Raw genomic sequence first — 23,333 nt, 5'->3', positions numbered from 1 at the left:
CCCCTCACCCACGGGCCGGCGACCGGGGCCGCGTCGCTCAAAGCGCGTTGCCCCGACAGCCCCACTGGCAGAGTTATTCAATTATTATTTGCTGGCTTGCCCCTTTCATTTCTCCGCTGCCATGCTAATGATTTGCAACTTATAAGCTGTATAGCCCACACGGAGGCAGCCGGTGGCGACCAGGCGGTGCATTTGGGGCCTTGGTACTCAGCGGCTGACATAAAATTCTGGGGAATATTGCCATGGCCGCATTCAAAATCACGCTTTTGCTCGCCGCTGTGATGACCGCCTCTGTCGGGCAGGCCGCAGATGAACCTGCCAAACCCGCCCAGTGCACGGTCGATACCGAGCAAATGATGCAACTGGAACCCAGGGCGTTCGATCAGGACATGAATGGGGGCTGGCGAACGCTGGCATACCAAGACGGCTGTAAAAAAGCGGCCACCGACTTGATCAAGACCTACATCGACCGTAATTGGCAAAAGCTGGAACCGGGCAGCCTACACGCCCTGTATTGGCATGCAGGTCAAATGGAAGCCTTGGTGGGTGATTACCGTGCCGCCAAGCCTTTGATGATGGCGGGCGTCAATCCCGACAAGAGGGGGATGGAACTGGGTTTCTATGAATACGCCTTGGGAACCATCGCCTTCCTGAACAGGGATTTGGCGGGGCTGAAGGCGGCACGGCGACGTCTAGCCGCCTTGCCGGAACCGGCCTGGTTTGAGGAGGAGTTCAAGGACACCGGGCTAAAATGGCCCGCCAACCTCAGTGTGCTCGACGGGCTGATCCGATGCTTCAACTCCCCCTATGCCGTCGCTTATGGGGATCAATGCCCCAAGGGGAACAAGGCCCAGCACCGCTAAGCCGGCTTCACGGCCGATCCTAAACCCCTTCCGCCTCGCAGGGCGGCAGGTCGCCGTCCAATTCCTCATCCTCCACCAGCGTGACGCCGGTGACGCAGATGTCCCCATCCTCGACGGACAGCGTCACCGGCTGAAGGGCCGCACCCCGGCAGGGGCCGTCCACGCACAGTCCGGAGCCCAGGTCGAACAGCGCGCCATGCTTGCCGCACATCAGCCGCGTGCCGTCCGGATCCAGGAACTGGTTGCGTTCCCAATCCAAGGGCACGCCGTTGTGCGGGCAACGGTTGACGTAGCCCACCACCTGCCGGCCCCAGCGGATGACGATGATGCCCCAGGGCCGGTGCCCCCCGTCATCATCGACACGCAACAGCTGAAAGCCCCGGGCCTTGCGGCTGGGGATGTCGTCCAGGCGGCACAGGACGTAGGTGGCGGACATGGGCATGCGCCTCGCGCGACGGTCAGGGGATGGGGGCCGGCCGGCCGGAGCGGAGGTGGGCCATCATGGCCTCGCCATCCTCCGCCCCGAAGCAATGGTCGAAGTCATCGCACTCGGTACAAACGGGGGCGGTGCACAAGGTGAAGCCCTCCGACCGGCAGATCATGCGGAACAGGAACTTCTTCCATTTCATGTCCTGGCTGTTGCGGCGGGCGAGGCCACCGAAGTGGCGCCGCATCAGCGACGACAGCTCGCCCCGGTCACGCAGGCCCAGGTCCTGCCACAGGTGGTTAGGGCGGCTGCACCGTCGGGCGATCATGGCCGCCAGGTCGCGCTGCAGCGGGGTGCCGCCGTCGGCATACATCCACAGCAGGTCGCGCACCGCCTGCTCATCGTCCTCCAGCGCGGCGGGGCCGTCCGCCAGCGCGGCCATACCGGCCCAGGCGCCGGGGAACAGGCGCAGGGCCAGGCCCTCAAGGGCGGCGCCGTCCAGGCCGGCGCAGAGCGGCAAAGAACCCCGCCCGGCCGCCGCCTCGGCCCAGGCCAGCGACAGGATGGCGGCGGCGATGTGCAGATCGAAGGGATCGGCCTCCACCCAGGCCCGGTCCATCAGCCAGCGATAACAGGCGTCGGCGCTGCGCATCGGCTTCCCCCTCCTCAGGCGGCATCCGCGGCCAGGGGCGCGTGGGTCTGGCAGTTCGCGGGACAGACCCGGGCACAGGCGCGACAGCCAACGCAGGCCCCGGCATCGTCCATGACCATGACCTTCTTTTCGATCTCGTCATCTTCATCGTCATTGTCGAGATCGACCAAGTCCCCCTCCTCGGTCAGGCCCTTCAGGGCCATCACCCCACGGCCACAGACCTTGAAGCAGCGGCCGCAGCCGATACAGCGCTTGGCATCGATGGCGATCAGGAAATCCGGCTGCCAGGACCGGCCGTCGCGGGTGAGCGAAGACATGGGGACGAACTCCTTCTAAGGCGCAACCGACAGCTGGGCGGCGGTGGCCCCGGCGGTTTCCAGAGTCTTCAGATAGGCCCGCTTGCGCTCCAGCTCGGCGAAGGCGTCGTGGGCGCGTTGCGCCACCGCCAGGATGGACGTCCAGTTGACGGGCAGCTCCTCCGACAGGTCGTGCAGGTCCATCTTGGCCTGCATGGCGCGGGCCGACTGCTTCTTGATTTCGCCCTTCAGGGTCTCGACATCGCTCATGGCCTCACTCCCCGCGCTCAATACCGGGCGACATCGGGAAAGCGCCCGATCATGTCCACGCCCGCCTGGACGTACTTCGCTCCTTCCTCGGCCAGCTTGGCCAAGCTGTCGAAGCCGAAGCGGTGGACGTCGCGCAGCTGCTTGTTCACCACCACCAGCCGGCCACCGATCAGCACCAAGCGGCCGAAGCCTTCATGGCTCATCTTCAGCATGGGGGACACCATGACGCCGGTGGCTTGCTCGATGCTGAGCGCCACGGCGTTGAAGAACAGCTCCAGCCGCCAGATGGTCTCGGGATCTGGATCACCCAGGATGGGCAGTTGCCGGCGCTTCTCCCGGTCCACGATATAGGGGTCCAGCAGGGCCAGGTCGGTCTTGCCTTCCCAGGTGCCGTGGGTGTCCTGGGCGCGCCAGATCATGACCAGCTGGCGGATGAAGGGGCTTTGCGCCGCCGCCGCCACCTCGGGCGATGCGGTGGGCGGCAGGTCCAACACGTCAGACATGATGCTCAATCCTCAAAGTCCAGGATGCGGGGCGTACCTTTGGCCATGGCCTTGCGCAACCAGGGCGGCGGCGTGCCGTTCAGCACGGCGCGCAACCGCTCCAGCAGGTCCTCGATCGGTTCCGGCTGGGTGACCTTCATGGGGTGGATGTTGTTGGCGACGACGCGGGCGGCGCCAGACCCGCCGATGGCGGCGACATAGAGGATGGCGCAGTCCTTGATCGCCTCGATCTTGGGCGCCAGCTTGTCCTCGTTGCCGTCCTCGCGCAGGTCGCCGTCGAATTCCACCGCCTCCAGCAGGCGATGGCCGTCGGGTTCCAGTTCATAGATGGCGATGTGGCGGGCCCAGCCGAAATGGGCGTCGACCCGCTTCATATCCTGCGTGGCGAAAGCGACCTTCATGCGGCTTCCCCTTCTGATTTAAGACTGTCCCCGTCCACCACCCGCCAGGTGTCGGGCGTGGCCTCGTGATGCAGTTCGGCGTCGGCCATCACCAGGTTGCTGAGCGCGAAGATCAAATCCCGCGTCCCGCGATAGCCCACCGAAACCAGGTGCCCGGCCCCCAGCCGGTCGAACAGGGGCAGGCCCATGCGGAAGAAGGGAATGCCCAGGCGGGTGGCCGCCTGGCGCCCGTGGGAATGGGTGATCAGCAGGTCGCAGTCCCGCTCCCGCGCCCGGCGCTCCAGATCCTCCAGATCGCCGATCAGCACCTCATCCGTCTCGACCCCGGCCAGCACGGGGGAATGGGTGGTGGTGACGGCAGCCGTGATGTGGGCGCCCATGCCGTGCAACATGCCGCCCACGTCGGCCAGCAGGTCCGGCTCGGCCCCGATGGCGACCTTGCGGCCGCCGATGTGGAAATGGCCGTCCAGCATGGCGTCGACCAGTTGCCCGCGCTGCCGCCGGTACTTCACCGGCACCGGCCGCCCGCTGATCTCCGCCAGGAACATCATGAAGGCATCGGCGGCCTCCAGCCCGCACAGGCGCGGGAACAGGCGGAAGGGAACGCCCGCGCGCTCCTGCAGCGCCTCCGCCGCCGGCCTCATCTGTTCGCCGATGGCGATGGCCCAGGACGACGCGCCCAGGCCCGCCACCTCATCCACGCCGATGCCACCGATGGTGGTGGGCGTGAAATCCTCTGGAATATGACCATCCAGGGAACCGGCCAGGTCCGGCAGGAAGCTGGGCTTGAGGCCGAAATCCTCCAGGATGGTGCGCAGTTCATCCAGGTCGCCGGGGGTCATGTGACAGCCGGGCAGGACGGTGACCCGGCCTGGGTCCCGCGCGATGCCGGGCGGCGGCGGGGACACCAGTTCCCGCACCATGCGCGTCACGGCCTTGGTCCAGCCGTCCTGGAACGCGTCCTTGAAATCGGGGGTGGAGACATAGACCAGCGGCAGATCCGCCACCTCCGGATGCCGCTCCCGCACCAGCCGGATATAGCCCTCGACATCGTCGCCCTTGGTTTCGGTCACCCCGGTGGAGCAGATGCCGATGATTTCCGGCTTGGTGCGCTTGTGGATGTTCAGGATGGCCTGTTCGACGTTGTCGTAGCCGCCCAGCACGGTGGCGACCTCGCTCATGGCCGTCGTCTGCAGGGGGATGGCCTCCTTGAAGTGGCGGACGAACAGCACCAGCCCGAAGGAGGTGCAGCCCTGCGACCCGTGCAGCAGGGGCATGGCGCCACGCAGGCCCATGAAGGCCAGGGCGGCGCCGATGGGCTGGCTCATCTTCAGCGGATTGACCGTGCAGGCCTTCTTGACGTGGGTGACCGTCGCCATGGCGTCTACTCCGCCGCCAGGGCTGGCAGGGCCGCGAGCACGTCCGCGACCCGGCCGGCGCAGGCGCCGCAGCCGGTGGCGGCGGTGGTGTGCCGCCGTACCTCATCCAGGCTGGACAGGCCATGCACGCGGACAGCGTCCTCGATGGTGCCCAGGTCCACGCCCTTGCAGGCGCAGACGCCCGCGGCCCGCCGCGCCTGTTCCGCCTTTTCCGGGTCGGCTGCCTCAGCGGCCAGGGCGGCGTCGGCGCGGGCCTGCCAGGTGTCGGCCGGATCATCCCAGGGGGCCGGGCGGCGCACCTGCGCCCACACCGGGTTGAACAGGGTGCGGGCGATCTCCTCCACCAGCGTCACCATGCCGACATAGCCCATGTAGGCGTGGTGGCGTTCCTGGTTGATGTCCAGCCAGGGCATGGCCGCCTTCAGCGCCACGAACTGCGACCGGCCGCCCGACAGCATGATGTCCGCCTTGGCATCCTTCAGCAGGCGGTACATCTCACGCGGGGTCATGTCCTCGATCATGTGGGCATCCTGGCCCAGCAGCTCCTTGATGCGCTCCTTGTCCTCCTTGGTGGACTTCTTGACGCTGGTGCCGACCAGTTCCAGGCCGGCCTCCTGCAAGGCGGCCACCACGGACCAGGACTTCACGCCGCCGGTGATCAGCAGCACCTTCTTGCCCTGGAAGCGCGGCTTGAACGGCGCGATGGCCGCCCAGGCCCGCGCCTCCTCCCGCGCGATCAGCGCCTCCGTCCGGTCCAGCAGGTCGGCCGGGGCGCCCCGCTCGACCAGCAGCCGGGCGATCTGGCGCAGGCTGTCGCTGGTGTCGCCGATGCCATAGAAGGATCCCTCGAAGAAGGGGATGCCGTAGCGTTCCTCCATCTTGCGGGCCACGTTGATCATGGCCTTGGAACACACCATCATCGCCGCCCGCGCCCGGTGGGAATAGGCCACCTCGCGGTAGCGCCCGTCGCCGGAAATGCAGGACAGGATGCGGATGCCCAACTCATCCAGCAGCGGCTTCACCTGCCACAGCTCGCCCGACAGGTTGTATTCACCGATGATGTTGATGTCGTAGGGCGTGGTCTCGTCCGGCTCCTCCGTCCCGATGACGTGGTCCAGAAGGGCCTCGCCCGCCAGCTTGTTGCCCAGGTTCTTGGGCCCGACGAAGCCGGGCGAATTGATGGGGATGACGGGCTTGCCGAACTTCTCCCGCGCCGCCTTGCACACGGCGTTGATGTCGTCGCCGGTCATGGCCGGAATACAGGTCTGATAGACGAAGACCGCCGGCGGATCATACTTCTCAATGATTTCGCGGATGGCCTTGTACAGCCGCTTCTCCCCGCCGAACACGATGTCCGTCTCGTTCATGTCGGTGGTGAAGCCGGTGCGCCATAGCGTGGGGCCGGACGATTTGGCGCCGCGGTTGTCCCAGGAGTTGCCCTCGCAGGCGATGGGCCCGTGGACCAGGTGGGCCACGTCGGTCAGGGGCTGCAGTGCGATCTTGGCGCCGTCGAAGGCGCAGCCCCCCGCCGCTCCGCCCGGCTGCAACTGCTTGGTGCAGCCCTTCTTGCGGTCGGCCGCCGACTTGGTGGCGTTCTTGGCGCAACCGGGCTCGTTGAAGACTTCCTGGATGGTGGCCGACAGCGAACTCATTTCCGGGGTTCCTCACCTGAACAGGCCAAGAAGCGCCGCGCCGCCCTGCCCCTAGGGTTTCCCATCGGGGCTGGCGGCGCGGCCAGGACGCGAGCGCCTTGGGGAGACGCCACGGAGAGGCCAAGTCCGCCGTCAGCGGATGATGTCGAAGCTGTAGTCGGTCTTCGACGGGACGTTGGTGTTGCTGTCGATCTCGTCGAAAATCTTGTCCAGGATGGTCACCAGCACGTTCAGCCCGCCCTGATAGCCCCACACCGGGAAACGATGGTGGTGGTGCCGGTCGAAGATGGGGAAGCCGAGGCGGATCAGCGGCGTGCCCGTGTCGCGCTCCAGGTACTTGCCGTAGGTGTTGCCGATCAGGAAATCCACCGGCTCCGTGAACAGCAGGGAGCGCAGGTGCCACAGGTCGCGTCCGGGATAGACGTGGCAGTTCTTCCCGAAGGGGGAACTGTCGAACAGCGCCTGCACCTTCTCCGCCCAGGCCTTGTTGCCGTTGGTGGCCAGCACGTGGGTCGGTTCCGCCCCCAGTTCCAGCAGGAAGGCGGCCAGGCCCAGGCACAGGTCGGGGTCGCCGTAGATGGCGAACTTCTTGCCGTGGATGTGGGCGCTGGAGTCCGCGATGGCGTCCACCAGGCGTCCGCGCTCCCGCTCCAACTCCGCCGGGATCTCGGCGCCGGTGAGGCGCGCCAGCGCCATCAGGAAGCGGTCGGTTCCGGCCACACCCACGGGATGGTTGAACGACACCACCTCTTGCCCATGCCCGGCGATGAAGGGCAGGGTCTTTTCGGTGCAGTACTCCTGCATGGAGACGGTGGCCGTGGCATGGACGGCGTCCGCCGCCTCGGCCAGGGTGGTGCCGCCGTCATACATGCGGAACTCGCCATCGGTGGGCGTGTCCCAGACATCGCTGGTGTCGCCCAAAATGGTGTAGCCGATGCCCATCAGGCCGAAAATACGCTTGATTTCCCGTAGGTTGCCGACGGTGTAGCCGTCGAAGCCACCGATGAAGTTGATCTTGCCGTTGGGCGCGCGTTCCAGCTTGGGCGCGGTGCCGGCCTTGCCGTCCCAGAAATGTTCCAGGATGCCCTTCAGGGCGTTGTCATAGCCGGTGACGTGGCTGCCGACGAAGGCCGGCGTATGGGCGAAGGGCACGTCGAACTCGGCCGGAACCGAGCCCTTTTCCTTGGCGGTCTTGATGAAGGCGTTCAGGTCGTCGCCGATCACCTCCGCCATGCAGGTGGTGGAGACGGCGATCATCTTGGGCTTGTACATGGAATAGGTGTTGGCCAGCCCGTCGATCATGTTGTTCAGGCCGCCGAACACCGCCGCATCCTCCGTCATGGAGGAAGAGACGCAGGACGTCGGCTCCTTGAAATGGCGGGAGAAATGGCTGCGGTAATAGGCGACGCAGCCTTGGGAGCCATGAACGAAGGGCAGCGTGCCCTCGAACCCCACCGCCGCGAAGACGGCGCCCAGCGGCTGGCAGGCCTTGGCCGGGTTGATGGTCAGCGCCTCGCGGGCGAAGTTCTTTTCCTGGTATTCTGGCGTCTTGGCCCATTCCCGCACCCGCTCCACCTCCGCCGGGTCGCGGCGGTTCTCGAACTGCTGGCGTTTGTTGACCAGCATCTCCTGGTATTCGGGGCCACGGAACAGCTCGAAATGATCGAGCACGTGTTCGGCACTCTGCGTCATGATGGAAACCTTTCCGAAAACATCGCCCGGGGATGGATGCCGCCCCGGCAGGGAATCCCGGGGGCGCCGCCGCTGGGGCGCCCCGGGGCGTCATCCGCCTTATTCGGCGGCCAGCAGCTTCGGCTGCGCGGCGCCCTTCCAGGGCGCCTTGGCCATCTTCCAGACGGGGGCGTTGATGGCCATGTCCATGTCGCGCGCGAAGATGGCGAAACCGTCATAGCCGTGATAGGGGCCGGAATAGTCCCAGGAATGCATCTGGCGGAAGGGCACGCCCATCTTCTGGAAGACGTACTTTTCCTTGATGCCGGACCCGACCAGGTCAGGTTGGATGCGCTCCACGAACTTCTCGAACTCATAGCCCGTCACGTCGTCGTAGATCAGCGTGCCGTCCTTGACGTAGTGCTGGGCCGTGCGCTGGTAGTCGTCGTTGTGACCGAACTCGTAGCCCGTGCCCACGACCTCCATGCCCAAATCCTCATAGGCGCCGATGACGTGGCGGGGGCGCAAGCCACCGACGAACAGCATCACCGTCTTGCCTTCCAGGCGCGGGCGGTATTTGGCGATAACGGCGTCCATCAGCGCCTGGTACTTGGCGATGACGCGTTCCGCCCCTTCCTTGATCTTGTCGTCGAAATAACTGGCGATGCGGCGCAGGGATTCCGCGATCTTGCTGGGACCAAAGAAATTGTATTCGCACCACGGAATGCCGTACTTCTCTTCCATGTGGCGCGAGATGTAGTTCATCGAGCGGTAGCAGTGCAGGACGTTCAGCTTGGCCTTGGGCGTCGCCTCCAGTTCGGCCAGGGTGCCGTCGCCCGACCATTGGGCGATGACCCTCAGCCCCATCTCCTCCAGCAGGATGCGGGAGGACCAGGCGTCGCCGCCGATGTTGTAATCGCCGATGATGGCGACGTCGTAGGGGCCGGGCACGAAGCCCGCCGGCGCGTCCTTCCCCTCCGCCTTGTCGAACACCCAGTCGCGGATGGCGTCATTGGCGATATGGTGGCCCAAGGACTGGGACACGCCGCGGAACCCCTCGCAGCGGACGGGGACGATGGTCTTGCCCTCATATTCCTTGGACTTGTTCTTCGACACCGCCTCGATATCGTCGCCGATCAGGCCGATGGGGCATTCCGACTGGATGCTGATGCCGTTGTTCAGCGGGAACAGCTCCTGGATTTCATCGATGATCTTGGACAGCTTCTTGTCGCCGCCGAAAACGATGTCCTTTTCCTGGAAGTCGGACGTGAACTGCATGGTCACGAAGGTGTCGATCCCGGTCGTGCCGATGTAGTAGTTGCGGCGCGCGGCCCAGGAATACTGGCCGCAGCCCACCGGGCCGTGGCTGATGTGGATCATGTCCTTGATCGGGCCCCAGACCACGCCCTTGGACCCGGCGTAGGCGCAGCCACGGATGGTCATGACGCCTGGAATGGACTTCAGATTGGACTTCACGCCGCAATCGGACTTGCCGGCCTCATGCACGTTCAGGTGCTTGGCGCGGCGCTTGGCGGTCTTCTCCGGGTAAACCTGCAAGACCTCGGCGATCAGTTCCTTGTTGCGTTCCTTGATCTCGGCAACGCTTTCCGTCTCCGACATACTCATTTCGCTGTCCTCATGTTTCCCGGGGATGATGAGCTGCCGGGACCCGCCCGGCCCCCATGCGGGGGGACCGGGCGGCACCGGCGGCCGTTGCCGATCAGGCCAGTTCCAGCTGGGCGGCGGTCTTGCCGACCATGCTCTCGTCCACGGCCTTCATGATCCCGTGCTCCATCAGCATGTCCTCAAGCTCGTCCATGGTGATGGGGGTGGGGATGACGCCCTTGCCGGCGTTGTTGTGAATGCGGGTGGCCAGGTTGCGGTAGTGGGCGGCCTGGGCGCTTTCCGGCGCGTATTCCAGCACCGTCATGCGACGCAGTTCCGCGTGCTGCACGATGTTGTCGCGGGGCACGAAGTAGATGAGCTGGGTGCCCAGCTTCTTGGCCAGGTTCTCCGCCAGCTCCAGCTCCTTGTCGGTCTGGCGCTCGTTGCAGATCAGGCCGCCCAGGCGCACGCCGCCGGACATGGCGTATTTCAGAATGCCCTTGGAGATGTTGTTGGCCGCGTACATGGCCATCATCTCGCCGGACATGACGATGTAGATTTCCTGGGCCTTGTTCTCGCGGATGGGCATGGCGAAGCCGCCGCACACCACGTCGCCCAGCACGTCATAAGAGACGTAGTCGATGTCCTCATAGGCGCCGTTCTCCTCCAGGAAGTTGATGGAGGTGATGACGCCGCGACCGGCGCAGCCGACGCCCGGTTCCGGGCCGCCGGATTCCACGCAGCGGATGTCCTGGAAACCGACCTTCATGACATCCTCGATCTCCAGATCCTCCACACTGCCGGCGGCGGCGGCCAGGCTGAGGATGGTGTCCTGGGCCTTGGCGTGCAGGATCAGGCGGGTGGAATCCGCCTTGGGATCGCAGCCGACGATCAGGATGCGGTGGCCCATTTCAGCCAGGGCCGCCAGGGTGTTCTGGGAGGTGGTGGACTTGCCGATACCACCCTTGCCGTAAAACGCGATTTGACGCAGAGCCGACATTCAAGGTCTCCTTGAACCGATTGTTGAGCCGATTGCCAATGCCCCGGTGAGGCCGGGGCGATCCTCGTTCGCAGAAGTTGGCTCGCGGATTTCGGGAAGGAGCACATCGCTCGACAGCGCGTAGGCGTGCACTCAGCCCTCACTAGCCGACCGGTATTTCAGCAACCGGCGTGCCAGACGGACGATTTCCAATAACGCATTGATATTAAATAGATTGTTATCCAACCCCGGCATCCGACAATGATGTGCCGAACCCGACAGCCATTGTCAGGCTGTCGCAAACGAAACAAGGCCGCCGCCCCTGTCCCGCCGTCGCTTCCCGGCGGAAAGGCAGGCCGGCCCCCGATTTCCCGGATGCCGCTACCGCCGGAATGGAAATTGCTGTGGGTCCCGTGATGCCCGCCGGTGGGCAGCCCAGCATCGGAAGGGACGCGCCATGCAGATCGGTGTCGAAACCGCCAAAGCCGTGGACCAGAGACGGGTCTTCGTCGTGGACCAGGATGAGATCACACGCGCGGCGTTGCAGTTCATGCTGCACGATGAGATCGAGACCCATGAACTGGCGACACCGGAGGAGGCCTACGCCAAGGGGGTGGATTGGTTGCGGCCGGACGTCGTGCTGCTCGGCGCCTCTTTCCTGGCGGAGCGTGGCGCGGGCCTGGTGGGCGAGGTACTGCGCGCCTTTCCCGGGGTGCGGCTGCTGATCGTCTGCGCCAAGGCGGAAGAGGCGCTGGCGCTGGAGGGGCTGAAGGCCGGCGCCCACGCGGCGCTGGTCAAGCCGCTGACGCTGGCCGACGTGCGGCGCAAGGTCGACACGCTGCTGGGCCGCGACGGCGCCGCCCCGCTGGTGCGACTGGCATGAGCACGGTCGTCTTCTATGAAAAGCCGGGATGCAAAACCAACGCCCGTCAGCGCCGTGCGCTGGAGGCGGCGGGGCATACCGTCCTGGTGCGCGACCTGCTGACCGAACCATGGACGGCGGAGCGCCTGCGCGACTTCTTCGGCCAATCGCCGGTCCCGTCCTGGTTCAACCCGGCCGCCCCCGCCGTCAAGGCCGGTGCCATCGTCCCGGACGACCTGGACGGCGACGCGGCCCTGCGTCGCATGCTGGCCGACCCGCTGCTGATCCGCCGGCCATTGGCGGAGGTGGAGGGCCAGCGCCTCGCCGGATTCGAGGCGCTGCGCGACCGGCTGGCCCTGCCGGCGGACCTGGACGCCGTGCCCACCGGCTGTTCCCACCCCCACAGCCCCTGCGCCACCCCCGGAAGCGCCACCTCTAGAAGCACTGGAACGCCGTCATGACCGATCGTCCGCCCTACGCCATCATCCTGGGCACCAATGAGATCGCCTCCGCCGTGGCGGTCCGGCTGCATCACCAGGGCTACGGCGTCGTCATGTCGCACGACCCCCTGCCCCCCGTCATCCGCCGCAAGATGGCGTTCCACGACGCGCTGTTCGATGATCCGGTGACCCTGGCCGGCATCGCCGCCGAACGGGTGGACAGCGGCATGGCGGCGGCGGCGGCGTTGGCGCGCCGCCAGGGGGTGGTGATCACCGACCTGGGCCTGCTGGACCTGATCGTCATCCGCGCGCTGGACCTGCTGGTCGACGCCCGGCTGCAAAAATACAGCATCACGCCCGACCTGCGCCGCCTGGCCCGAACCACCATCGGCTTGGGCCCCGGCTTCACCGCCGGGGAGAATTGCGACTTCGCGGTTGAAACCAAGCCCGGCCTGCAAGGCGCCCTGGTCCGCCAGGGAACGACGGAAGCCGCCGACGGCATCGCCCGCCCCTTGGGCAACCGCGGCGCGGAACGCTTCGTCTATTCCGCCCTCGCCGGACGCTGGCACACGGCGATGGAAATCGGCTCCCGCGTCTTCAAGGACTATGTCATCGGCCATCTGGGCGACCACGCGGTCCAAGCGCCCTTCGATGGCGTGCTGCGCGGGGTGGTGCGGGACGGGACCGAAGTGCCCGCCGGCGTCAAGCTGCTGGAGGTCGACCCCCGTATCCGGGGCGCCGTCTGGGCCGGGATTGACGACCGGGCCCAAACCATCGCCCAAGCGGTGGGCGAGGCATTGACCCCGCGACACGCCCGACAGCCCGTCCGCCTGACACCTGTCCGCTGAAAACCTCCACAGGCTGCGACCTGGCTTGAGCCCTGGTGAGGTGCCCCGGACACGGATGATGTTCAGGGTGTACCACCTCTGTACATGTTTACCATCACCCTATTCTTCTTTTGATAGAGATTGCATTAATAATAACGCAATCATCAGGGACACTGTCGGATCGGCCGGCGACGGGGCGCAGGCAGACTCTAGGGAAATCTGAAAAAGCGCCCGCAGATCGTTGATATTGTTTTATATTTTCTGATGTCAGCCTGTGCATCCGGCAAGAACGGCTCATGGTCGGCCCGCATTATATAATTAAATTACATCAATCGGGCTGATTAACGCCGTCAACACTTCTCACTTGTTGCGGCTATGAAATTTTCTGAATAATCCAGGTAATCCGAACCGCCCCCACCAAGCCGGTCGGTCACATAAAACAATCACACAACACCAATAACAAGAACGGTACGCCCGCTATCGATTCCGCGGATACCGTCTGGTGCGCAATCAAAGGGAATAAATCAGCGCTGTCTTTCAGCGCTCGCCTCTCCTTTTTCTTTTTTCGGGGTTGGACCATGAATACACACACCTCTTCCAACACTCAAACCGCGTCACCAGACGGCATCATCCATAGCGAAGACAATAAATCGAAAATTTTAAAAGAAATATATGACACTTTAAAAATAGATCAGTCCACATATATTCCCATCGGCATCACAGTCGAGCCCGGGGTGGCCGATATCCACGCTTTCGCCGTGCCCTCAGGCGGCGGCGTGGACGAAAGCGGCGATGTCGCCAGGGATGCGGTGGCGGCCCCTGCCGAGGGGGTCAAGATACCGCTGACCACCGCCCAGCGCGGCCTGTGGTTCGGTGAGAAAATGGGCCGGGCCGGCACGGTGTTCAATCTGGGCGAGGCCATTGAAATTCATGGCCCTGTCGATCCCGCGCTGTTCCTGAAGGCCCTGCGCCAGCTGACCACCGAGGCTGAAACGATCCGCGTCAAGATCGTCGAGGACCAGGATGGCCCGGCCCAGGTCATCCGCCCCACCTTTGACGACGTCTTCCCCTACATCGACGTCAGTGACCAGCCCGACCCGCGGCAGGCGGCGGAGCGCTGGATGATGGAAGAATTGAACCGCCCCGTCGATTTCGACCGCGATCCGCTCTGGGTTTCCGCGCTTTTCAAAGCCGCCGACGACCGCTTCTTCTGGTACCATCGCGCCCACCACATCATGCTGGACGGGTTCACCGGCGGCATGGTCGCGCGCCGCGTCGCCGAACTCTACAGCGCCTACGTGGAAGGGCGCGAGCCCGCGCCCCACGGCTTCCTGCCCCTGGTCGGGCTGGTGGATCATGAGGCCGCCTATCGCGCCTCGGACCGGCTGGAAAAGGACCGCGCCTTCTGGACGGAGCGGCTGGCCAACCTGCCCGACGCCGTTTCATTGGCCAGGCGCCGGGTGGCGGGCCCCAATGGGCTATTCCGCCAGACGGCGCACCTGTCCCCGTTGACCAGCATGCGCCTGCATGAGATCGCCAAGGGCGCGTCCGCCAGCCTTCCGCAAATCCTGATCTCCCTGGCGGCCGCGTTCTATTACCGCTCCACCGGGGCGGCGGACCTTGTGTTCGGGCTGCCGGTGACGGCGCGCCCCAATGGGCAGCTGCGGCGTACGCCGGGCATGGTCGCCAATGCCGTGACCATCCGCCTGGCCATGTCCCCGGACCTAACGCTGGAAGAATTGGTGCAGCAGGTGTCGGGCGTGATGCGCCAGACCCTGCGGCACCAGCAGTACCGGTATGAGGATCTGCGGCGGGACATGGGGCTGGTGGGCCATAACCAGCAGATCGCGTGGATGAGCGTGAACATCGAGCCGTTCGACTACGACCTGCGCTTCGGTGGTCATCCCGCCACCACGCACAACCTGTCCAACGGTTCGGTCGAAGACCTGACCATCTTCATCTATGACCGCGACGACGGGCGCGGACTGCGCGTGGATTTCGACGCCAACCCAGCCTTGTACACCCGGGATGAGCTGGCGCGGCATCAGGCCCGCTTCCTACGCCTGGTGGATGCCATCATGGAGGATCCCACCCTGCGCATCGGCCGCATCGACCTGCTGTCAGGGGAAGAACGGCGGCAGGTTCTGATCGACTGGAACGCGACGGCCCAGTCCTCACCGCCCCCCCTGCTGGCGCAATGGTTCGAGGCCCAGGCCGCCGCGACGCCCGACGCGCCGGCCATCGGTTTCGCGAACGAGGTCGTTTCCTACCGCGTCCTGAACGCCGCCGCCAATGCCTGGGCGCGGGCCCTGCTGCAGCTTGGCATCGGCCCCGGCCAACTGGTGGCGGTGGCGACCCAGCGTAGCGCCCTCTTGCCGGTGGCCTTGCTGGCCGTGCTGAAAACCGGGGCCGCGTATGTGCCGATCGACCCGGACATGCCGGCCGCCCGCCTGGCCCTGGTGTTCGAGGATGCCCGTCCCGCCGCCCTGCTGACCACGCCGGACGTCGCCGCCGGCCTGCCGGACAGCGCCATTCCCCGCCTTATGGTGGACCTGCCGCCCGATGGCGTGGATCTGGACTGGCTTGCGTCCCTGAACCCGACGGACCAGGAACGGCGGCGGCCATCGCGGGCCCTTGATCCCGCCTACGTCATCTTCACGTCCGGCTCAACCGGCCGTCCCAAGGGTGTCGCGGTGTCCCAGGGGAATATCGTGAACTTCCTGGGCGCCATGAAGGCGGCGTTCCCGTTGAGCCCACGGGATCGGCTGATGGCGGTCACCACCGTGTCCTTCGACATCGCCGCCCTTGAACTGTTCCTGCCGCTGCTGGCGGGCGCACGCATCGACATCGCCCCCCGCGCCGTGGTGCGGGACGCCCCCGCCCTGGCCCAAGCGATGCGGATGGCCGGCACCACCCTCATGCAGGCCACGCCCTCCCTATGGCAAAGCCTGGTGGAACAGGCTGCCGATATCTTCCCCGGCTTGCGCGTGCTGGTGGGCGGGGAGGCGCTGCCCCCCTCCCTGGCCCAGGCCATGATGGATCGCGGGGCCGTCGTCACCAACCTGTACGGCCCCACCGAAACGACGGTGTGGTCCACCGCGCGGACGCTGAACCGGGCGGACCTGGACGCGCCGCCCATCGGCGGTCCCATCTGGAACACCCAGGTCTATGTCCTGGATCCGGCCCTGCAACCGGTGCCGGTCGGCGTGGCCGGTGACCTTTACATCGCCGGCGACGGCGTCGCCATCGGCTATCTGAACCGGCCTGGCCTGACAGCCGACCGCTTCGTCGCCAACCCGTTCGGCCCGTCGGGTAGCTGCTTCTACCGCACGGGCGACCTGGCCCGTTGGCGGGAGGACGGCATGCTGGAGTTCCTGGGCCGGACCGACCACCAGATCAAGATACGCGGCTTCCGCATCGAACTGGGGGAGGTTGAGGCCGCCCTGGCCGCCTGCGCCGGCGTGGCGCGGGCCGTGGTCACGGCCTGGGACGACCCCGCGTCAGGCGCGAAGCGGCTGGTGGGATACGTCGTCCCGGCACCGGAGGTCTCACTGGATACCGCCGTCCTGCGGCGCGATCTGGCCGGCCGGCTGCCCGATTACATGGTCCCGGCGGTTTTCGTGACCCTGGACGACCTGCCCCTGACGGCGAACGGCAAAGTCGACCGCCGCGCGCTACCGGCACCGGAACGCACCGCGGTGTCCAGCTATGCCGAGCCCCGGACACCCACCGAACAGGCCCTGACCATTCTTTGGGCCAAGGAACTGGGCGTGCAGCGGGTGGGCATACACGACAATTTCTTCGATCTGGGCGGGGACTCCCTGATGGCCACCCGCCTGCTCACCCGCATCCAGAACATCTTCCCCGGCAAGATATCGCTGGGCACCCTGTTCGAGGGGGCGACCATCGCCGAACTGGCGGCCCAGTTGGAACACAGCGCCACCAGCGATCCGCTGGGCGTCCTGCTGCCCTTGCGCACGCAGGGCCAGGGCGCGCCGCTGTTCTGCATCCACCCCGTGGTCGGCCTGGGCTGGGCCTATGCCGGACTGCTGCGCCACATCGGCCCCGAGCATCCCGTTTACGCCCTTCAGGCCCGGGGATTGGCGGACGACACCGCCCTGCCCCAGGCCCCTCTTCCCCGGTCGGTGGAGGAGATGGCGGACGAATACCTGACGCACATCCGGCGGGTGCAGCCGCAGGGCCCCTATCATCTGCTGGGCTGGTCTTTCGGCGGCCTGGTGGCGGTGGCGATCGCCCACAAGCTGCAACGGGAGGGGGAGCAGGTCGACCTGCTGTCGCTGCTCGACGCCTACCCCTTCGTGCAGAGCCCCGCCGGCCAGGAACCGTCCGAGGCGGAACTGGCCACCGCCGCGCTGGGCTTCCTGGGATACAGCCCCGGGGACGTGGCCGTCACGGGGGGCGACCGCCCCCTGGGCATGGCCGCCGTCGCCGATTTCCTGTGTCGTGAATACGACGTGCTTTCCATGCCGCTGGTCCAACAGATGCGGCAGGAAAACAGGGACATCGTCTCGTCCGTCCTGAGGGTCATTCAGAACAACCTGGCGATCGCGCGGAAGTTCAAGCCCCAGCCGCTGAACACCGGCCTGCTGTTCTTCCGTGCAACCCACCTGACCGGCCCGTCGCTGAAGGGCTTGCTGATGCATGAGACCGAGGCGTGGGCGCCCCACGTGCGCGGCCCCATCCAGGAGCACCGCCTGGCCTGCCACCACCAGGCCATGATGGACCCGGTGCCGTTGGAGGAAATCGCCCGCATCGTCGCCCGTGAGCTGGCCGGCGGCAGGAAGGCGCCCCACGCCCCCAGCCCGTCCGGTCCCCGCATGGCGCGGCAGGAATTCGAGGCCGTCCCGTGCGCGTGACCATCTTCACCGTCGGCACCCAGGGCGACATCCGTCCCTTTATCGCCCTGGGGCGTGGCCTGGCGGAGGCGGGCCATGCCGTCCGCATCGCCACCGGCCAGTCGTTCCAGCCCATGATCACGGCGGCCGGGCTGGACTTCGCCCCCCTGGCCGCCGACTTCCGCCACATCATGAGCAGCGAGCCGGACACGATGAACCGGGCGCTGAACCCCCTGGTGGTGGCCAGGACGGCCCGCCGCCGGTTCAAGGAGGCGGCGCTCCCCTGGGTTGAGGCCGGGCTGGCCGCCGCCCGGGACAGCGACCTGATCATCGCCAGCGGCATCGTCACGCGCCTAGCCACCGCCGTGGCGGAGGCGACGGGCATCACATGCGTGCAGGCGCAGCTTTTGCCCATGACACCGGCGCCCGACCTGCCGCCCATGATGCTGACGCCCCCCGCCGGCCCCTGCCCGGCATCGTCAACCTGGCGCTGTATCATGCGCTGCGCTTCGCGACATGGCAGGTGATGGCGCCGGCCATCAACGACGTCATCCGCAAGCGCCTCGGCCTGCGTGCCCTTCCCTGGTATGGGCCCTACTTCGACGACGCCGCCAACAACCGCATCCTGTACGGCTTCAGCACCCATGTGGTGCCCAAGCCCAAGTCCTGGGGTGAGGGTGAGGTGGTGACGGGTTATTGGCACCATGACGAGGCCGGCACCTGGACGCCGCCCGCTGACCTGGAACGCTTCCTGGCGGACGGTCCCCGGCCGATCTATCTCGGCTTCGGCAGCATGTTGAGCCACGACGCGGAAGCCTTCACCCGCACCGTCATGCGCGCCCTGGCGCTCAGCGGTCAGCGGGCCGTCCTCGCCCGGGGCTGGGGCGGCCTGGCACCGCCGCCCGAGCTTGACGACCGAATCATGGTCATCGACCACGCGCCGCACGATTGGCTTTTCCCGCGCGTGGCCCTGGCCGTGCATCATGGCGGTGCCGGCACCACGGCGGCGGCGGTGCGCGCCGGCATCCCATCGGTCATCGTTCCCTTTTTTGGCGACCAGCCCTTCTGGGGATGGCGCCTGAACCAGTTGGGGGTGGCGCCACCGGCCCTGCCCCGCGCCCGCCTGACGGCGGAAACCTTGAGCGCCGCCATCACCGCCGCCGGGGGCGATACCATGCGCCAGCGGGCCGAAGCCCTGGGTCGGCAATTGCGCGCCGAGGACGGCGTGGGACGGGCGATCGAGACCCTGAACCGCTGGGGATTGTTGTCGGACCGCCGGCCGGGAAGCCAGAAGGGTGACGCCCAGAAGGGGAGCGCGCCACCGCGCCGGCTCATCGACGCTGCGGGCGCCGCAGCCTTGGTGTTGATGCTGTCGCTGCCAGGGATCGCCATGCCCCCGATATCCGCCGGGGCGCAGGCGGGGGAAGCGCCCGGTGAGCCTGCCGTACCCGTTGTCGTGGCCCCCGTCCGCGCCGAGGACGTTCCCCTATATCTGGGCGGCATCGGGTCGGTCCAGGCCTACAACACCGTCGCCATCCGCAGCCGCATCGACGGGCAGCTCATGGACCTGCGCTTCCGGGAGGGCCAGGAGGTAACTAAAGGCTCGGTCCTGGCGATTCTGGACCGCCGGCCCTTGGAAGCGAACCTCAAGCAGGCCATGGCCACCCTGGCCAAGGATCAGTCGCAACTGCTGAACGCGCAGGCTGATTTGGTGCGATACCAGGGCATGAAGGAATACGCCAGCCGCAAGACCCTGGATACGCAGCAGGCGCAGGTGGCGCAATACCAGGCGCAGGTGACCGCCGACGAGGCGCAGGTCGACTATGCCCGGGCGCAGTTGGACTACGCCACCATCACATCCCCCATCGCCGGGCGAACCGGCATACGCCAGATCGATGCCGGGAACATCGTCCACGCCGCGGATACGGCCCCCATCGTCACCGTCACCCAGTTGCACCCCATCTCGGTCATCTTCACCGTGAACGCCGACGATCTGCCCGCGTTCAATCTTGGCGCTACTGGAGGGGCTTCCGGACCGGCAACCGCCTTGCCGGTCCAGGCCTATGCCAAGGACAACAAGACCTTGCTGGCGGATGGCCGGCTGGAGCTGGTGGACAACCAGATCGACCAAAGCACCGGCACCGTGAAGCTGAAGGCCAGCTTCCCCAATGAGGACAACCGCCTGTGGCCCGGCCAGTTCGTCAACGCCCGCGTCCGCGTTGCGGTCCGGCGCGGCGGCCTGACGGTGCCTGTCACCGCCGTACAGCAGGGGCCGGCCGGCGCCTATGTCTGGGTGGTGTCCGCCGAGGGCCGGGCCGCCATGGCGCCGGTCACCGTGGCGCGAACGGACGCGGGGCGCGCCCTGATCGACAGGGGCTTGAGCGCCGGGCAGTTGGTTGTCACCGACGGGCAGTACAACCTGAAGCCCGGAACCCGGGTGGCGCCGCAGCCGTCCCGGTCGGCTGATGGCCAGTCCGGTACAGGGGCCGGGCCGGCATGAACGTTTCGGGCCCCTTCATCCGGCGACCGATCGCGACCACCCTGCTGGTGGTGGGGATCCTGCTGCTGGGGTGCCTGGGATATCGCCTGTTGCCGGTGGCGGCGCTGCCATCGGTGGACCTGCCCACCATCCAGGTTTCGGCCCAGTTGCCCGGGGCGGGGCCGGACGTCATGGCCTCATCGGTGACGACACCGCTGGAGCGCCCGCTGGGCGCCATTTCCGGCCTCACGGGCATGAATTCGATCAGCGCCTATGGCACCAGCCTGATCACCCTGCAGTTCAATCCCGGCCGCGACATCGACGCCGCCGCCCAGGACGTGCAGGCGGCGCTCAACGGCGCCGCGGGCCTGCTGCCCCTCTCATTGATGCCCAGCCGCCCCAGCTACAGCAAGGTCAACCCAGCCGACACGCCAATCCTGATCCTGGCGCTGACCTCCGACACCCTGCCCCTGAACACGGTGGGCGATTATGCCGACACGGTGCTGTCGCAGAAGCTGTCGCAGATCAAGGGCGTGGGCCTGGTGACCCTGGAAGGGGGCCAGAAGCGGGCGGTGCGGCTGCAGGTGAACCCAACGGCGCTGAGCGGCCTGGGCCTGTCGCTGGCGGAGGTCAGGACCGCCATCGCGGCGACGACCGCCGACCTGCCCAAGGGAAGTTTGGACGGCCCCCGACTATCGTACCAGATCGACGCCGACGACCAGTTGTTCGACGCCGCCGCCTATCAGGACACCATCATCGCCTACAGCGATGGGGCGCCCGTTCGCCTGCGCGACGTGGCGCGGGCCGTGGACGGGGTGGAAAACGACACGCTGGCCGGCTGGTACAATGGCAAGCCGGCCATCATCCTGGACATCCGCCGCCAGCCCGGCGCCAACATCATCGACACGGTCGCGGCCATCCACAAACAGATGCCGCAGTTGCAGGCCGCCCTGCCGCCATCGATCGGCATCGCCGTCGTGGCCGACCGCACGGAAACGATCCGCGCCTCGATCGCCGAGGTGCAGACGACCCTGGTGGTCACCATCGCTCTGGTGGTGATGGTGATCTTCCTCTTCCTGCGCCGATTCTGGGCGACGGTCATCCCCAGCGTCACCCTGCCCGTCTCGCTGATCGCCACCTTCGGCGTCATGGCCATCGCGGGCTTCAGCATCGACAACCTGTCCCTGATGGCGCTGACCATCGCGTCCGGCTTCGTCGTGGACGACGCCATCGTCATGATCGAGAACATCGTGCGGCATATCGAGGCGGGGCATCCGCCGCTGCACGCAGCGCTCAAGGGCGCCCGCCAGATCGGCTTCACCATCGTGTCGCTGACCGTGTCGCTGGTGGCCGTCTTCATTCCCCTACTGTTGATGGGGGGCATCATCGGCCGGCTGTTCCGCGAGTTCGCGGTGACGCTGAGCGCCGCCATCATCATCTCGGCCGTGGTGTCGCTGACCCTGACGCCAATGATGTGCGCCCGATTGTTGACAGGGGCACCGTCCGATAGCCCTCCCAACGCCCTGTTCCGGTGGAGTGAGGGTGTCTTCACCCGCGCGGTCGGGGCTTATGAACGGGGCCTGCTGTGGGTGTTCCGGCACCGGCGGCTGACTCTGGCGGCAACGTTGGCGATGCTGGCCGGGGCCGGCCTGCTTTACAGCGTGGTGCCCAAGGGCTTCCTGCCGCAACAGGATACGGGCCTGATCATCGGCGTGCTGGACGCGGCGCCCGGCATGTCCTTTTCCGCCCTGTCCGACCGGCAGCGTCAGATCGCCGATATCCTCGGGCGCGACCCGGCGGTGGCGACCGTCGCCGCCGTGACGGGCGGGGGCTCGCTGAACACCAGCGGCAATGCCGGCCGCCTGTTCATCGGCCTGAAACCAAGGGGCGAGCGGCCGGCGGCGGACGCTGTGGCGCGGCGCCTGGCTGCCGCCACGGCCGGGGTGGGCAATGTGCGGCTGCACCTGCAACCGGCCCAGGACATCCAGGTGGACACGCACGCGGCGCGGGCAGGCCACGTCCTGACCTTGCACGCCGCCGACCGGTCGGACCTGGCCACCTGGGCACCCCGGCTGATCCAGGCCATGGAACGTCGGCCAGAGCTGGCGGACGTGGCCGGCGAGCCGCTGGGCGGCGCCCCACAGGCCCGGCTGCGCATCAACCGCGACGCCGCCGCCCGCTCCGGCGTCAGCCTGCAGGCCATCGACGACGCGCTCTACGACGCCTTCGGCCAGCGGCAGGTCGCCACCGTCTATGGCCAGCAAAACCAATACCATGTGATCCTGGAGGTCGATCCCCGCTTCCGCGACGGGCCCGCCACCTTCCAACTTCTGCGCCTTCGGTCAGCGTCGGGGGACATGGTGCCGCTGTCGGCCCTGGCCACGGTGGAGATGGGGGACGCGCCCCCCGCCTTGATCCACGAGGGCCTGTTCCCGGCGACCACCATCGCCTTCAACATCGGTGACGGATACGCCCTGGGCCAGGCGCTGACAGCGCTGGACCAGGCCATCGGCGCCGTTGGACTGCCCCCCGCCATCACCGCCAGCCTGTCCGGCGTGGCCGGTGAGTTCCGCAGCTCGCTGGGCAGCCAGGCCGGCCTGGTCCTGGCGGCGCTGGTCACCGTCTACATCGTGCTGGGCGTCCTGTACGAAAGCTACATCCACCCGGTGACCATCCTGTCCACCCTGCCCTCGGCCGGCGTGGGCGCCCTGCTGGCGCTGATGCTGACCGGCCATGACCTGAACCTGATCTCGCTCATCGGCATCGTGCTCTTGATCGGCATCGTCAAGAAGAACGCGATCATGATGATCGACTTCGCGCTGGAGGCGCAGCGCGGCGGGCTGTCCGCCCAGGCGGCCATCCATCAAGCCTGCCTTCAGCGCTTCCGCCCTATCATGATGACGACCCTGGCGGCCCTGCTGAGCGCCCTGCCCCTGGCATTGACCGGCGGGACGGGGGCGGAGCTGCGCCAGCCGTTGGGCATCGCCATCGTCGGCGGGCTGGTGGTTTCCCAGGTTCTCACCCTCTATTCCACCCCGGTGGTGTACCTGGCCTTTGAAAGGGTCAGGGTGTCCTTCGGGCGGCGGCGGGGCGACAGGGACGGGACGGACGCGGTGACCACCGCATCCACGCCCGTGAGTCCCATGCCCGCACGGCAAGTGGCGGAGTAGC

Annotated in this window: 19 protein-coding genes; 8 read left to right on the top strand and 11 right to left on the bottom strand. The window is 66.8% G+C overall.

The window, feature by feature from the left end:
* Positions 1 to 242: 242 nt before the first annotated feature.
* A complete protein-coding gene (locus UCD39_RS08415) occupies positions 243 to 863 on the top strand; it encodes a hypothetical protein (RefSeq protein WP_330495613.1) in 621 nt (206 codons plus the stop codon).
* Between the two features lie 19 nt (positions 864 to 882).
* Here the strand turns inward: UCD39_RS08415 and UCD39_RS08410 are convergent, their stop codons facing one another.
* The 11 genes from UCD39_RS08410 to nifH all read right to left on the bottom strand — a co-directional run bounded on the left by UCD39_RS08410 (position 883) and on the right by nifH (position 10,719).
* Positions 883 to 1,299: a Rieske (2Fe-2S) protein gene (locus UCD39_RS08410; protein WP_330495612.1), complete on the bottom strand. Its 417-nt coding sequence runs from the start codon at positions 1,297 to 1,299 to the stop codon at positions 883 to 885.
* Positions 1,300 to 1,321: 22 nt separating this feature from the next.
* Positions 1,322 to 1,942: a nitrogen fixation protein NifQ gene (locus UCD39_RS08405; protein ID WP_330495611.1), complete on the bottom strand. Its 621-nt coding sequence runs from the start codon at positions 1,940 to 1,942 to the stop codon at positions 1,322 to 1,324.
* A gap of 14 nt (positions 1,943 to 1,956) precedes the next feature.
* Positions 1,957 to 2,259 (bottom strand): ferredoxin III, nif-specific, encoded by a 303-nt coding sequence (gene fdxB, locus UCD39_RS08400; protein WP_330495610.1) that lies wholly within the window; start codon positions 2,257 to 2,259, stop codon positions 1,957 to 1,959.
* A gap of 15 nt (positions 2,260 to 2,274) precedes the next feature.
* On the bottom strand, positions 2,275 to 2,508 hold the full coding sequence (locus tag UCD39_RS08395; RefSeq protein ID WP_330495609.1) for a CCE_0567 family metalloprotein: 234 nt from the start codon (positions 2,506 to 2,508) through the stop codon (positions 2,275 to 2,277).
* Positions 2,509 to 2,525: 17 nt separating this feature from the next.
* Positions 2,526 to 3,011, bottom strand: a complete 486-nt coding sequence (locus tag UCD39_RS08390; RefSeq protein ID WP_330495608.1) for a NifX-associated nitrogen fixation protein — start codon at positions 3,009 to 3,011, stop codon at positions 2,526 to 2,528.
* Between the two features lie 5 nt (positions 3,012 to 3,016).
* Complete coding sequence (gene nifX, locus UCD39_RS08385; protein WP_330495607.1) at positions 3,017 to 3,412, bottom strand: nitrogen fixation protein NifX; 396 nt, start codon at positions 3,410 to 3,412, stop codon at positions 3,017 to 3,019.
* The gene (nifN, locus tag UCD39_RS08380; RefSeq protein WP_330495606.1) at positions 3,409 to 4,791 is read right to left on the bottom strand and encodes a nitrogenase iron-molybdenum cofactor biosynthesis protein NifN; all 1,383 of its coding nucleotides are present in this window, start codon (positions 4,789 to 4,791) and stop codon (positions 3,409 to 3,411) included. Before nifN ends, nifX begins: the two co-directional genes overlap by 4 nt.
* Positions 4,792 to 4,796: 5 nt before the next feature.
* The gene (gene nifE / locus UCD39_RS08375; protein ID WP_330495605.1) at positions 4,797 to 6,443 is read right to left on the bottom strand and encodes a nitrogenase iron-molybdenum cofactor biosynthesis protein NifE; all 1,647 of its coding nucleotides are present in this window, start codon (positions 6,441 to 6,443) and stop codon (positions 4,797 to 4,799) included.
* A gap of 132 nt (positions 6,444 to 6,575) precedes the next feature.
* On the bottom strand, positions 6,576 to 8,135 hold the full coding sequence (gene nifK / locus UCD39_RS08370) for a nitrogenase molybdenum-iron protein subunit beta (protein WP_330495604.1): 1,560 nt from the start codon (positions 8,133 to 8,135) through the stop codon (positions 6,576 to 6,578).
* Between the two features lie 99 nt (positions 8,136 to 8,234).
* Complete coding sequence (gene nifD, locus UCD39_RS08365; RefSeq protein ID WP_145734530.1) at positions 8,235 to 9,740, bottom strand: nitrogenase molybdenum-iron protein alpha chain; 1,506 nt, start codon at positions 9,738 to 9,740, stop codon at positions 8,235 to 8,237.
* A gap of 94 nt (positions 9,741 to 9,834) precedes the next feature.
* Positions 9,835 to 10,719 (bottom strand): nitrogenase iron protein, encoded by an 885-nt coding sequence (gene nifH, locus UCD39_RS08360; RefSeq protein WP_145734529.1) that lies wholly within the window; start codon positions 10,717 to 10,719, stop codon positions 9,835 to 9,837.
* Positions 10,720 to 11,155: 436 nt separating this feature from the next.
* Between nifH and UCD39_RS08355 the strand changes: the two genes are divergently transcribed.
* From UCD39_RS08355 to UCD39_RS08325, 7 genes are all read left to right on the top strand, one after another.
* Positions 11,156 to 11,581 carry a response regulator gene (locus UCD39_RS08355; RefSeq protein ID WP_145734528.1) on the top strand — a complete coding sequence of 142 codons (426 nt, stop codon included), beginning with the start codon at positions 11,156 to 11,158 and terminating at the stop codon, positions 11,579 to 11,581.
* Entirely contained in the window at positions 11,578 to 12,021 is a 444-nt protein-coding gene (locus tag UCD39_RS08350) for a thioredoxin domain-containing protein (protein WP_330495603.1), read from the top strand. The genes UCD39_RS08355 and UCD39_RS08350 overlap by 4 nt, the downstream gene beginning before the upstream one ends.
* Positions 12,018 to 12,848, top strand: coding sequence for a hypothetical protein (locus UCD39_RS08345; protein ID WP_330495602.1), 831 nt, complete (start codon positions 12,018 to 12,020; stop codon positions 12,846 to 12,848). The genes UCD39_RS08350 and UCD39_RS08345 overlap by 4 nt, the downstream gene beginning before the upstream one ends.
* Positions 12,849 to 13,561: 713 nt before the next feature.
* Positions 13,562 to 17,704, top strand: a complete 4,143-nt coding sequence (locus UCD39_RS08340; RefSeq protein WP_330495601.1) for a non-ribosomal peptide synthetase — start codon at positions 13,562 to 13,564, stop codon at positions 17,702 to 17,704.
* A complete protein-coding gene (locus tag UCD39_RS08335) occupies positions 17,695 to 18,210 on the top strand; it encodes a glycosyltransferase (RefSeq protein ID WP_330495600.1) in 516 nt (171 codons plus the stop codon). The genes UCD39_RS08340 and UCD39_RS08335 overlap by 10 nt, the downstream gene beginning before the upstream one ends.
* Positions 18,210 to 20,183 (top strand): efflux RND transporter periplasmic adaptor subunit, encoded by a 1,974-nt coding sequence (locus UCD39_RS08330; RefSeq protein WP_330495599.1) that lies wholly within the window; start codon positions 18,210 to 18,212, stop codon positions 20,181 to 20,183. The genes UCD39_RS08335 and UCD39_RS08330 overlap by 1 nt, the downstream gene beginning before the upstream one ends.
* A complete protein-coding gene (locus tag UCD39_RS08325) occupies positions 20,180 to 23,332 on the top strand; it encodes an efflux RND transporter permease subunit (protein ID WP_330495598.1) in 3,153 nt (1,050 codons plus the stop codon). The genes UCD39_RS08330 and UCD39_RS08325 overlap by 4 nt, the downstream gene beginning before the upstream one ends.
* Position 23,333 lies beyond the last annotated feature (1 nt).

Source organism: Nitrospirillum karajorum (assembly GCF_036348415.1).
GTDB classification, from domain to species: domain Bacteria; phylum Pseudomonadota; class Alphaproteobacteria; order Azospirillales; family Azospirillaceae; genus Nitrospirillum; species Nitrospirillum amazonense_B.
The sequence above is the reverse complement of the archived record's forward strand: the minus strand, read 5'-3'. Positions and strand labels throughout refer to the sequence as shown.